Source organism: Burkholderia sp. BCC1998, from assembly GCF_905339875.1.
Lineage (GTDB): Bacteria > Pseudomonadota > Gammaproteobacteria > Burkholderiales > Burkholderiaceae > Burkholderia.
The window spans coordinates 70511-82841 of the sequence record NZ_CAJPHE010000009.1 but is presented as its reverse complement, the minus strand read 5'-3'; the positions used below and the strand labels follow the sequence as shown (position 1 = coordinate 82841).

Sequence of the window (12331 nt, the reverse complement as noted above, 5' to 3'; positions counted from 1 at the left end):
CGGACGAATGTAACAGCGGCCCCGGTGCCTGCCCAGACACCGGGGCCGCTCACCGGCAGCACCGCGTTCAACCGACCCGCGCTTCTCCCTGCCGCTCCGCTTCAGCGTCTTGCGCCGCCGTTCGGGCGAGCACAGGCTTCAGCGCGTGCCCGGTATGGCTCGCCTTCACCTGCGCGAGCCCTTCCGGCGGCGCCGCCGCGACGATCGTGCCGCCGCCCACGCCGCCTTCCGGACCGAGATCGATGATCCAGTCGGCTTCCGCGATCACGTCGAGGTCGTGTTCGATCACGACGACGCTATGCCCGCCGTCGACCAGCCGGTGCAGCACGCGGATCAGCTTCGCGACGTCGGCCATGTGCAGGCCGACCGTCGGCTCGTCGAGCACGTACAGCGTGTGCGGCGCCTTCTGGCCGCGCCGCGTGATGTCGTCGCGCACCTTCGTGAGCTCGGTCACGAGCTTGATCCGCTGCGCCTCGCCGCCGGACAGCGTCGGCGACGGCTGGCCGAGCGTCAGGTAGCCGAGGCCGACGTCCTTCATCAGCCGCAGCGGATGCGCGATGTTCGAAATCGGTGCGAAAAATTCCACCGCTTCGTCGATCTCCATCGTCAGCACGTCGCCGATGTTCCGGCCGCGCCACGTGACCGCGAGCGTCTCCGGATTGAAGCGCTGCCCGTGGCACACGTCGCACGGCACCTTCACGTCGGGCAGGAAGCTCATCCCGATCGTACGCACGCCCTGCCCTTCACAGGCCGGACACCGCCCGTCGCCGGTGTTGAACGAGAAGCGCGACGCCGTGTAGCCGCGCGCCCGCGCCTCCAGCGTATCGGCGAACAGCTTGCGGATCGTGTCCCACACGCCGATGTAGGTGGCCGGGCACGAGCGCGGCGTCTTGCCGATCGGCGTCTGGTCGACTTCGAGCACGCGGTCGATCTGCTCCCAGCCGCTCAGCGACGCGCAGCCCTGCCACGCATGCGTGACGTTCAGCGACGGCCGCGGCGCGCTGCGTGCGAGCACGCTCGAGCGGCGATTGGTGGCCGGCGCGTCCTGCGCAGCCTTGCGCGCGCGCCGCGTGGCCGGCGACGACAGCACCGAGCGGCCAACCGCGTCGAGCAGGTTCGTCATCAGCACGTCGCGCGCGAGCGTCGACTTGCCCGAGCCGCTGACGCCCGTCACCGCGACGAGCCGCGCGAGCGGAATGCCGACGGTGACGTCACGCAGGTTGTGCAGCGTCGCGCCGTGCACGGTCAGCCAGCCCTCCGGCACCGCCGGTGCGCCCTTCTTGCCCGCGACGCTCACCGCACGGCGCGGCTGCAGCGGGTGCGTCATCGGCTGCGCGAGCAGGCGGCCCGTGACCGAATCGGGCTGCGCGGCCAGATCCGCGACCGCCCCTTCGGCGACCAGCGTGCCGCCGCGCTTGCCGGCGCCCGGGCCGACGTCGATGATGTGGTCGGCGCGGCGAATCGTGTCCTCGTCGTGCTCGACGACGACGAGCGTGTTGCCCTTGTCGCCGAGCTTGCGCAGCGCGTCCAGCAGGATCTGGTTGTCGCGCGGATGCAGGCCGATGGTCGGCTCGTCGAGCACGTAGCACACGCCCTGCAGGTTGCTGCCGAGCTGCGCGGCAAGCCGGATGCGCTGCGCTTCGCCACCCGACAGGCTCGGCGCCGCGCGATCGAGGCTCAGGTAGCCGAGCCCGACTTCCTCGAGGAACGCGAGGCGGCTGCCGATCTCGCTGACGATGTCGCGCGCGATCTGCGCGTCGCGGCCGGTCAGTTCCAGCGCGTCGATCCAGCGGCGCGTATCGGACACCGTCCACTGCGCAACCTCGACGATCGGATGCGCGTCGAACGTGACCGCGCGCGCGGACGGGTTCAGGCGCGTGCCGCCGCAATCCGGGCACGGCTCGTTGCCGACGCCTTCCGGTTCCTGCTCGTCCGACGGCAACGTCTGTTCGCGGCCGCGATCGTCTCCGGCGAGTACCGTGTCGTCGTACGCCGCGCGCTGTTCGCGCGTGAGCGTGACGCCGGTGCCGACGCAGGTCGTGCACCAGCCGTGCTTGCTGTTGTACGAGAACATCCGCGGATCGAGCTCCGGGTAGCTCGTGCCGCACACCGGGCACGCACGCTTGACCGACAGCACCTTGACCTCGCCGACGCGCGCGGTCGAATGGTCGTTCTGCATCGCGTGGTGCAGCCCGTCGAGCGGCGCGAGCAGGTGCATCACGCCCTTGCCGAGCTCGAGCGTCTCGTCGAGCAGGCGCCGCAACTCGGCCTCGTGGTCCGGCGACACGACGATGTCGGCCACCGGCAGCTCGATCGTATGCTCGCGGAAGCGGTCGAGCTTCGGCCACGGATCGACCGTGACGAACTCGCCGTCCACGCGCAGATGCGTGCTGCCGCGCGCCTTCGCCCACTTCGCGAGATCGGTATACACGCCCTTGCGGTTGACGACGAGCGGCGCGAGCAAACCGACGTGCTCGCCGCGATGGTCGCGCAGCAGCTGCGCGGCGATCGATTCGACGGTTTGGGACGTGACGGGCGTGCCGTCGTGGATGCAGTGCTGCAGGCCGAGCTTCACGTACAGCAGCCGCAGGAAGTGCCAGACTTCGGACGTGGTCGCGACCGTGCTCTTGCGGCCGCCGCGCGACAGCCGCTGCTCGATCGCGACCGTCGGCGGAATGCCATATACGGCGTCCACTTCCGGCCGCCCGGCCGGCTGCACGATCGAGCGCGCATACGCGTTCAGCGATTCGAGGTAGCGGCGCTGGCCTTCGTGGAACAGGATGTCGAACGCGAGCGTCGACTTGCCGGAACCCGACACGCCGGTGATCACGTTGAACTTGCCGTGCGGGATGTCGACGTCGAGCGCCTTCAGGTTGTGCTCGCGCGCGTTGACGATCCGCACGACGTCCTCGCCCTCGATCGCGCGCCGCTCGCGGGCGGCGTTCAGCACGGCCTGCAGCGGCACGCCTTCGTCGGCGAGCGCGGTTTCGCCGTCCATCGCGCGGTCGTACTGCAGCAGCGCGACGCCGGTGTGCGATTGCGCGCACGCCTTCACGTCGTCGGGCGTGCCCGCGCACAGCACGAGGCCGCCGCCGTCGCCGCCTTCCGGGCCGAGATCGATCAGCCAGTCGGCCGCGCGGATCACGTCGAGGTTGTGCTCGATCACGATCAGCGAATGGCCGGCCACGAGCAGCTTGCCGAACGCCTGCATCAGCTTCGCGATGTCGTCGAAGTGCAGCCCGGTGGTCGGTTCGTCGAACATGAACAGCTTCGCGCGCGCGATGCGCGCCTCTTCGCTGGCGATCCGGCGCCCGCCCGCGGCGGCCGCCGATTCGGCGAGGAAGCCGGCCAGCTTCAGCCGCTGCGCTTCGCCGCCCGACAGCGTCGGCACCGGCTGGCCGAGCTTCACGTATTCGAGGCCGACGTCGACGATCGGCTGCAGCACGCGCAGCACCTCCGCGTCGGTCGTGAAGAACGCGGCCGCCTCGCTGACGGTCAGGTCGAGCACGTCGGCGATGTTCAGCGCGCGGCCGTCGCGCTCGATGCGCACTTCGAGGATCTCGGCGCGGTAGCGGCTGCCGTCGCAATCCGGGCAACGCAGGTAGACGTCGCTCAGGAACTGCATCTCGATGTGCTCGAAGCCCGAGCCGCCGCAGGTCGGGCAACGGCCGTCGCCCGAGTTGAAGCTGAACGTGCCGGCGCCGTAGCCGCGCTGCAGCGCGAGCGGCGCCTTCGCGAACAGCTTGCGGATCTCGTCGAACGCGCCGACGTAGCTGGCCGGGTTCGAGCGCGTGGTCTTGCCGATCGGCGACTGGTCGACGAACACGACGTCGCCGACCTGGTCGGCCCCCGTGAGCGTGCGGAACGCGCCCGGCGACTCGGTCGCCTTGCCGTGGTGGCGCGCCATCGCCGGATAGAGCACGTCCTGCAGCAGCGTCGACTTGCCGGAACCGGACACGCCCGTCACGCACACGAGCCGCTGCAGCGGAATCTCGACCGTCACGTCACGCAGGTTGTGCTCGGTCGCGCCTTCGAGCACGATGCGCGGCGTGTTCGCGTCGACCGGGCGGCGCGCCCAGTTCGACGCATGCGCGACGTGCTTGCGGCCGCCGAGATATTCGCCCGTCAGCGTGCGCGCGGCACGGATGTCGGCCGGCGTGCCGTCGTAGACGATCGTGCCGCCGCGCTCGCCGGGGCCCGGGCCCATGTCGATCAGCCGGTCGGCCGCGAGCATCACCGACGGATCGTGCTCGACGACGACCAGCGTGTTGCCCGCGTCGCGCAGCCGCTGCATCGCCTCGACGATTCGCGTGAGGTCGCGCGGATGCAGCCCGATGCTCGGCTCGTCGAGCACGAACAGCGTTTTCGTGAGCGAGGTGCCGAGCGCGGTGGTCAGGTTGATCCGCTGCACCTCGCCGCCCGACAGCGTGCGGCTCTGCCGGTCGAGCGTCAGGTAGCCGAGCCCCACGTCGCACAGGTATTTCAGGCGCGTGCGCACCTCGGCGAGCAGCAGTTTGAGCGCATCGTCGAGCAGCGCACTCGGCAGCGTGATCTCGTCGAAGAAGCGGCGGATGCGCTCGATCGGCAGCAGCATCAGGTCGTGCACCGTCAGGCCCGGCAGCGCTTCGAGCTGCGCGCGCGTCCAGTCGACGCCGCGCGGCATGAAACGATCGGCGGGCGCGAGCACCGCATCGGCGTTCGCCTTCGAGCCGAGCCGCCACTGCAGCGATTCCGTCTTCAGGCGCGCGCCGCCGCAGACCTCGCACGGCGTGTAGCTGCGGTACTTCGACAGCAGCACGCGGATATGCATCTTGTACGCTTTTGATTCGAGATAGCCGAAGAAGCGTTTCACGCCGTACCACTGGCTCTGCCACTTGCCGTTCCAGTCCGGCGAACCGTTGATCACCCAGTCACGCTCGGCGTCGGTCAGGTCGGACCACGGCGTGTCGCGGCGGATGTCGGCCTTCGCCGCGTAGCGCATCAGGTCGTCCTGGCACTCCTTCCAGGCGGGCGTCTGCATCGGCTTGATCGCGCCGCCGCGCAGCGTCTTGCGCGCGTCGGGGATCACCAGGCCGAGATCGACGCCGATCACGCGGCCGAAGCCGCGGCAGGTCTCGCACGCGCCGTAGGCCGAGTTGAACGAGAACAGCGCCGCCTGCGGCTCCGCGTAGCGCAGGTCGCTGTCGGGATCGTGCAGCCCGGTGGAGAAACGCCACACCTGCGGCTCGGCCAGCGCGTTTTCCGCTTCCGGCGCGAGCACGTAGACGTTCACGCGGCCGCCGCCGCGCTTCAGCGACGCCTCGATCGCCTCGACCACGCGCACCTTGTCGGCCTGCTGCACGCGGAAGCGGTCGGCCACCACGTCGAGCAGCTTGCGCGGGCCGGTCGGCGACGCGACTTCGCGCTGCGCCTGCACGCGCGTGTAGCCGCTCGCGGACAGCCACTGCGCGATTTCTTCGTCGGACACGCTTTCCGGCAGCTCGACCGGGAACGTGACGACGACGCGCGGATCGTCGGCGCGCGTGCGCTCGACGAGTTCCGCGTAGATCGTCTCCGGCGTGTCATGCCGCACCTGCCGCGCGGTCTGGCGGTCGAACAGCTCGGCCGCGCGCGCGTACAGCAGCTTCAGGTGATCGTTGAGCTCGGTCATCGTGCCGACGGTCGAACGCGAGCTGCGGACCGGGTTGGTCTGGTCGATCGCGATCGCGGGCGGCACGCCGTCGACGCGCTCGACCTGCGGACGGTCCATCCGGTCGAGGAACTGCCGCGCATACGCGCTGAAGGTTTCAACGTAGCGCCGCTGGCCTTCCGCGTACAGCGTGTCGAACACGAGGCTCGACTTGCCGGAGCCCGACGGGCCGGTGACGACCGTCATTTCGCCGGTGCGCAGGTCGAGATCGAGGTTCTTGAGGTTGTGCTGACGCGCTCCGCGAATGCGGATCAGATTGCTGGATGACAATTTGCCTGCCCGTCTGAATGAGTTAGCCGGATTTCACGGTGCCGGAACGCTGCGGCGGATGCCCGCAGGCGCGGCGCACGTGCCGCACGGGTCATGCCCGCGCCGCTCGAGTTCGACGGATACTATACTGTATATTCATACAGTTTTCCAAGAGCGGCGCGAAGCCGGGAACAAGCGCCGGATCACTCAGGCTTCGCCTTGGCGGGATTGGCTTTGCGCCCGCGCCCCGGCGGCTTCGCCGGCACGGTTCGCCCGTACTCGTTCCACCACGCCGTCAACGCCTCCATCGTCGGTCCGAGGCCGCGCGCCTTTGCAGTGATTGCGTATTCGACGCGCGGCGGCACTTCCGCGAACACCGTGCGCGTAATCAAGCCGTCCGCTTCCAGTTCACGCAACTGCGCCGTCAGCATGTGCTGCGTGATTCCGGGAATCGACTTTCGTAGTTCTCCGAACCGATAGACGCGCTGGTTGAGCAGCCACATGATCTCTAGCTTCCACTTGCCGGAAAGCAGCGCGAATGCGCGCCGCATTTCGTCGTGCATGTTCACTTCCTCGGCGTCTTTAGTCATCTTTTCCATACCAACAGACAGAAAATCATCCTACTTGCGGGCGTTCATCTTAGACGACATTCTTGCGCCAAGTCGATCGCGACGAAACTCAGGAACCCGCAACACATGGCTGAAAATTACGCATACTGGATCAGCACCGCATTGCTGTCACTGCTCTATCTCGCGTCCGCGACGCTCTACATCGTCAAGCGGGATTCGGTTCGCGCAACCCTCGTCGGATTCGGTTATCCGGCGTACCTCGTGCCGCTCCTGACCGTCGCGAAGATCGCCGCCGTCGCAGCCATCCTGACACGTGTCGGCGTTGCGCTAAGCGATCTCGCGTACGCGGGCATCTTCTATCACCTGCTGCTCTCCGCACTGGCGCACCTCGGTGTTCGCCAGCCGCGCGGCGCACTGCCGGCAGCGGTCGCCCTCGTCTGTCTCGTCGTTTCATTCACCACGCAAAACGCGGCGCGCGACGTTCCGTCGCCGTATGGCATCGTCGCGACGATGCGTCACGCAACCGTCAGTTAAAGGAAATCATCATGGCCCGACTCAGCGGGAAAATTGCCATCGTCACGGGCGCCGGCCGGGGAATCGGACGCGCCACCGCGAAACGGTTCGCCGCCGAAGGCGCAACGGTGGCGGTCGTGTCGCTCACGCCGGCCAACGTCGATGCGGTAGTCGCCGACATCGAGGCCGCCGGCGGCCACGCGCTCGGCGTCCCGTGCGATCTCGGCAGCGCCGACCAGATCACCGTGGCAGTCGACAAGGTCGCCACGACGTGCGGCGGCATCGACATCCTCGTGAACAATGCGTTCGATCCGTCCGCCCCGTTCTCGTCGATCGCCGAGTTGTCGGTGGACAAACTGCAACGCAACTTCGATCTCGGGCCCATCGCGTACCTGAGGATGATGCAGGCGGCCTACCCGCACCTGAAAGCGAGCGGCGCAGGGCGCGTGATCAATTTCGGCTCGATGGCCGGTGTCATGGGTCTCGCGGGCTACGGGCCATACAACATGGCTAAGGAAGCGGTGCGTGCGCTGACGAGAACCGCCGCGCGCGAATGGGCCGCCGACCGGATCACGGTCAACAACGTGCTGCCGTTGGCGCAAACATGGGCCGAGAACGCCAGCGTGCCGCCACCGACCAATCCGCTGGGTCGTTTCGGCACGCCCGACGACGATATCGCGCCGGTCGTCCTGTTCCTCGCGAGCAAGGACGCGCAGTTCCTGACGGGCTACAGCCTCTCACCAGACGGCGGCTCGATCATCGACAGCGCACGTTGAACGACGCTCGGCGGATACGCGTCGCGACGTCGTGCGGCCCACACGTTCGAGCTTGTATGCCACGCGCGCGGCCCGGCTGCTGAACTGCGCGTTTTCTTCTTACAAGACCTACGCGACGACACCCACTTCCGGACGTCATTTCGTCACGCGCGCGGCCGGCGCGGGCGCCGGCGACGCATGCAGAACCTGATGCAATGCCGAGGCGCGTCTATTTCATCATCGACGCCCGCCCAGACAGAATCCAGCTCAGCCCCTACCCGCCGTCGCATACGCAATACACATGCGGGCGAGCACGTCGGTCGGATCGACGAGCGTCGCGCGACGCCCGTCCCGCGCGACATATTCGCCGCCCGGTAGCAGGATCGGCAGCTCGGTGCAGCCGAGCACGATCACCCGCACACCCTCGGCGATCAGCGCCTCGATGGCGGCGCCGATATCGTCCTTGCACTGTCCGGTCGTGAAACCGGCCTTCACACCCTGCTTCCCGTAGATCGCTTCCATCACGCGCGCCTGCAATGCGGGCGTCGGTGCAACCTGTCGCAATCCTTGCGATTCCAGCGCCTTCTGGTAGACCCCGCTTTCGATCGTACCGGAGGTCGCGAGCACGCCGACGTCGCGCAGCTCCGGATACGTATCGCGCAGATGCGCGACCGTGACGGTCAGCATGTTGACGACCGGAATGCCGAGGTACGGCTGGATCCGCTCGACGAACGCATGCGCGGTGTTGCACGGAATCGCGATGACGTCGGCATCGCCGTCCTCGAGCTTCTTGCAGGTCGCGTACAACGCGATCGTCGGGTCCGTGCCGGTGCCCGTCAGGTTCTCGGTCCGGTCGGGAATCTGCGGATTCTGCTCGACCAGCAGCTTGATGTGTTCCTGATCGCGCGACGCCGGCGTGTTGCGCACGATCTTGTCGAGGAAATCGACCGTCGCGGCCGGCCCCACGCCGCCGACCACGCCGACCTTGAACGGCGCCGGGCGCGAACCGGCGTGCCCGGTCACCGCGTACTGCGCATACGCGAGGTTCGAATCCATGAGCGGCACGCGCAGCGGGCCGATGGCGTCCGCGACCAGTGCGATCTCGGTCAGGCCGGGGACGATCACCTGCACGCCCTGATCGATCAGGTCCGCGCATGCGCGGCGCAGCAGGTCGACCGGCCGGCCGCGCAGATTGCCGCGCTTGATGCCGTCGGCGCCGTAGACGGCTTCCGTCACGAGATCGATCCCGTCGTGCGTCCGCGGATGAACGACGTCGAACTGCGGCGACGGGAAATACGTGTCGAAGAGTCGCTTGTCCCGCACGTAGTCGGAAGCCAGCACGCCGATGCGCGTCGCGTCCGGGTATTTGCGCCGCACGTGGTGGCGAACGGCTTCGACGATATCGACGATCGGCAGGCGCGTATTCGCCTTCAATTCGTCGATGAACGTGTGACTCAGGAAACACGGCAGCACGACCGTCGTCACGCCGCGCTTCTCGAACTGCCGGATCATGTCGAACACGTACAGCTTGCGCTCGATGGTCGCCGCACTGCCGGACCCCGAGCCCTTGAACGGGTATTGCTCGAAGATCATCCCGGCGTGTTCCTCGTCGGACGACGCCGGCGTCGCCTTCACCATCTTGAAGAACACGTCGGCACTGCCCAGCGGCCCCAGGCCGCCGACCACGCCGAATTTCCTCCGCGCATTCACGCCATCCGTATCCGTGCGCATCATGCGTTCAGCTCCGGCTGCTCGAATACTGCGTCCTGCGACTGCGCGGCGCGCCGGCTCTCCCACTTCGCGATCACCGCCGTCGCCACGCTGTTGCCGATTACGTTGGTCATCGTGCGGCCCATGTCGAGGATCTGGTCGATCGCGAGCACCATCGCGACGCCCGCCACCGGCAGATGGAACATCGGCGCGACCGCCGCGACCACGACCACCGAGCCGCGCGGCACGCTCGCCATGCCCTTGCTGCTCAGCATCAGCACCAGCAGCATGAACACCTGCTCCGACAGCGGCATGTGCACGCCGAACGCCTGCGCGATGAAGATGGCCGCGAACGCCTGATACATCATCGATCCGTCGAGGTTGAACGCGTAGCCGAGCGGCAGCGTGAAGCCCACCACCTTCTTGTCGACGCCGAAGCGCTCGAGCTGCTCGGTCAGGCGCGGATAGGCGGCCTCGCTGCTGGCGGTCGAGAACGCGATCAGCGCGGGCTCGCGCACGGCCTTCAGCAGGCTCCCGACGCGCCGCCCGAGAAACACGTAGCCGACGCCGATCAGGATCGCCCAAAGGACCAGCAAGCCGAGATAGAACGCGCCGATCAGTTTCCCGTACGTATAGATCACGTCGAGCCCGCGCAGCGTGACCGACGACGCGATCGCACCGAACACGCCGAGCGGCGCCGCGCGCATCACGTAGTTCGTCAGGCGCAGCATCACCGGCACCATCCCGTCGATCGCCTGGATCCCGACGCCGACGCGCGGGTCGCGCTTCAACGCACTCAGCGCGACGCCGAGAAAGATCGAGAACACCAGGATCTGCAGGATGTCGTTGCGCGCCATCGCATCGAGCAGGCTGGTCGGGAACGCATGCGTGATCACGTCCCGGGCGTTCAGCGCGGCGGTGTTCAGTCCGGTATTGACCTCGCCCGCGCTCGCCACGAGGTTCAGGCCGGCGCCCGGCTGCAGCGCATTGGCCATCACGAGGCCGAGACTCAACGAAATCAGCGACGCGCAGACGAACCAGCCGAGCGAGCGCAGGCCGATGCGGCCGACGTCCTCGCCGCTGTCCATGCCGGCCAGGCCGGACACGAGCGTCACGAATACCAGCGGCGCGATGATCATCTTGATCAGGCGCAGGAAGATGTCGGTGACGATCGAGAAGTAGCCGGCGATCGTCTTGAGGGTGGCCGGGTCCGCGATGTTGGCGTGGCACGCATAACCGGCGACGACACCGAGGATCATGCCGACTGCGATGCTTAAGGTGAGGCGATTTTTCATGTCCATTCGTCCTTGGGTGGCACCCGGCCGCCGGAAGGCGGCGAGCGCTGCGAAGAAGGCCGCGCGACGCCGGTCGCGCGTCGCATGTGCCGTTGGAACGAATGGTAGGGACGGTCGAAAAAGCCGTGATGCCGGTGCGACATGGCGGTATGCGAGCGCCGCATAACGCGGGAAAACCCTGATTCAGCCGAGCCGGGCAGGCTCCGCGCGCAGATGCTGCCAGAGGGTGTCGAGGAATTCGCTGCGATTGGACACGTCGCGATACACGCGCAGCTCGACGTCCAGGTTCCACGCCGCCGGGCCGGCCGGCACGAGGTCGCCGGCCGCCAGTTCGGCGGCGATCGCGCTGCGGGGCAGCCACGCGACGCCCTCGCCTTCCATCACGAGCTTCTTGAGCACTTCGGCCATGTCAGACTCGTAGTGCAGCTGCAAGGCCGGCGCATCCGGTGCGCGGCCGAGCAGCAGCGCGAGACAGCGGCCGAAGTAGCTGGTTTCCGTGTAGGTAATCAGCGGCAGCGGATTCTGCTTCGTTCCGGGCAGGCGAAACGCGGGCGCCGATCGACGGTTCGGCCGGCACGCCGGCATCAGCGTGTCGAGGCCCACCGTCAGGTGCGCGTACTTCGCGGGGTCGAGATGGAGCGGCAGCTCCGGATGGTGATACGCGAACATCAGCTCGCAGTTGCCGTTGACGAGCATCAGGATCGAGTCGTGGACGTTCGTCGGAATGACGCGCGCGCGCACTTCACCGAAATGCGTCGCGAGCGCCTTGAGCCAGGCCGGCACGAAACTCAGCGCGATCGTGTGGCCCGCGGCGATCTGCAGGCTCTTGCCGGCGATCCGCTGCTCGGTGCGGATGATCGCGCGGGTATCGTACAGGCGGCTGATGACGTCTTCGGCCGTTTCGCGGAACAGGCGCCCCGCGGGCGTCAGCACCGGCGGAAAGCTGCTGCGGTCGATCAGCTCGGCGCCGATCCACTGCTCGAGCGACTGGATGCGGCGGCTGAAGCCCGACTGCGTGACGTTGCGAAATTCAGCCGCGCGGGAAAAGCTCTGGTATTGCGCGAGCGCGAGGAAATCCTCGATCCATTTGATTTCCATGATGGCCTTGGAGGTCGCGGGTGAGCCGGCCCGCGCGTCGCCAGGGTCGTGGCGAAGCGCGGGCCGACGGACGCCTCCATTTTATGGGCAGCGCGCAATGTCGCGTTCAACCCTCCTGACGCTCGATCAGGAAGCGCTCGCGGCGCTTCCCCTTGATCCATGCCGGCTCGCGTCCCCGGCCGGACCACGTCGCCCCGGTGTTCGGATCGCGGTACTTCGGCGCGACGGCAGGCGTTTTTCGCGCCGTCCTTGCGGCACTGCCCTGACGGCCGAATATCTGTCTCGGGGTCAACCCATATTCGGCGACACGGGTACGGACCTCCTGCAGCACGGTCTCGAGTTCGGCCTGTCGCGCTTCCTCGGCACGTTTCATCAGTTCATTGGCTTGCGCCTTCAATTCGCGATAGCCTGACATCCCTTTCCTCCCAATTGCTCCGGCGCCATGAAAAGCCG

The 12331-nt window shown here is 67.6% G+C and carries 8 protein-coding genes; 2 read left to right on the top strand and 6 right to left on the bottom strand.

Annotated features, from left to right (window positions below; all coding sequences use genetic code 11):
• Window positions 1-67: 67 nt before the first annotated feature.
• A complete protein-coding gene (gene uvrA / locus U5A56_RS17640) occupies window positions 68-5959 on the bottom strand; it encodes an excinuclease ABC subunit UvrA (RefSeq protein ID WP_321923680.1) in 5892 nt (1963 codons plus the stop codon).
• A gap of 182 nt (window positions 5960-6141) precedes the next feature.
• Window positions 6142-6537: a helix-turn-helix domain-containing protein gene (locus U5A56_RS17635; RefSeq protein ID WP_321923678.1), complete on the bottom strand. Its 396-nt coding sequence runs from the start codon at window positions 6535-6537 to the stop codon at window positions 6142-6144.
• 96 nt (window positions 6538-6633) lie between these two features.
• On the opposite strand from U5A56_RS17635, the gene U5A56_RS17630 reads away from it, so the two are divergent.
• Together U5A56_RS17630 and U5A56_RS17625 are read left to right on the top strand one after the other, a co-directional pair.
• Window positions 6634-7041, top strand: coding sequence for a DoxX family protein (locus U5A56_RS17630; protein ID WP_321923676.1), 408 nt, complete (start codon window positions 6634-6636; stop codon window positions 7039-7041).
• Between the two features lie 11 nt (window positions 7042-7052).
• A complete protein-coding gene (locus tag U5A56_RS17625; RefSeq protein WP_321923674.1) occupies window positions 7053-7796 on the top strand; it encodes an SDR family oxidoreductase in 744 nt (247 codons plus the stop codon).
• Between the two features lie 246 nt (window positions 7797-8042).
• On the opposite strand, the gene U5A56_RS17620 is transcribed toward U5A56_RS17625, so the two are convergent.
• The 4 genes from U5A56_RS17620 to U5A56_RS17605 all read right to left on the bottom strand — a co-directional run bounded on the left by U5A56_RS17620 (window position 8043) and on the right by U5A56_RS17605 (window position 12293).
• Window positions 8043-9509, bottom strand: coding sequence for an amino acid racemase (locus U5A56_RS17620; RefSeq protein ID WP_321923672.1), 1467 nt, complete (start codon window positions 9507-9509; stop codon window positions 8043-8045).
• Window positions 9506-10780 carry a dicarboxylate/amino acid:cation symporter gene (locus U5A56_RS17615; protein ID WP_321923671.1) on the bottom strand — a complete coding sequence of 425 codons (1275 nt, stop codon included), beginning with the start codon at window positions 10778-10780 and terminating at the stop codon, window positions 9506-9508. The genes U5A56_RS17620 and U5A56_RS17615 overlap by 4 nt, the downstream gene beginning before the upstream one ends.
• A 183-nt stretch (window positions 10781-10963) precedes the next feature.
• Window positions 10964-11878 carry a LysR substrate-binding domain-containing protein gene (locus tag U5A56_RS17610; protein WP_321923670.1) on the bottom strand — a complete coding sequence of 305 codons (915 nt, stop codon included), beginning with the start codon at window positions 11876-11878 and terminating at the stop codon, window positions 10964-10966.
• 106 nt (window positions 11879-11984) lie between these two features.
• On the bottom strand, window positions 11985-12293 hold the full coding sequence (locus U5A56_RS17605) for an H-NS family nucleoid-associated regulatory protein (protein WP_124489813.1): 309 nt from the start codon (window positions 12291-12293) through the stop codon (window positions 11985-11987).
• Window positions 12294-12331: the final 38 nt, after the last annotated feature.

Excerpts from the sequence above, each read along its gene's own strand:
- U5A56_RS17605 (WP_124489813.1), bottom strand. The coding sequence starts at position 12,293 with ATGTCAGGCTATCGCGAATTGAAGGCGCAAGCCAATGAACTGATGAAA.
- U5A56_RS17625 (WP_321923674.1), top strand. The coding sequence starts at position 7,053 with ATGGCCCGACTCAGCGGGAAAATTGCCATCGTCACGGGCGCCGGCCGG.
- U5A56_RS17630 (WP_321923676.1), top strand. The coding sequence starts at position 6,634 with ATGGCTGAAAATTACGCATACTGGATCAGCACCGCATTGCTGTCACTG.
- U5A56_RS17620 (WP_321923672.1), bottom strand. The coding sequence starts at position 9,509 with ATGATGCGCACGGATACGGATGGCGTGAATGCGCGGAGGAAATTCGGC.
- U5A56_RS17610 (WP_321923670.1), bottom strand. The coding sequence starts at position 11,878 with ATGGAAATCAAATGGATCGAGGATTTCCTCGCGCTCGCGCAATACCAG.
- U5A56_RS17635 (WP_321923678.1), bottom strand. The coding sequence starts at position 6,537 with ATGGAAAAGATGACTAAAGACGCCGAGGAAGTGAACATGCACGACGAA.
- U5A56_RS17615 (WP_321923671.1), bottom strand. The coding sequence starts at position 10,780 with ATGAAAAATCGCCTCACCTTAAGCATCGCAGTCGGCATGATCCTCGGT.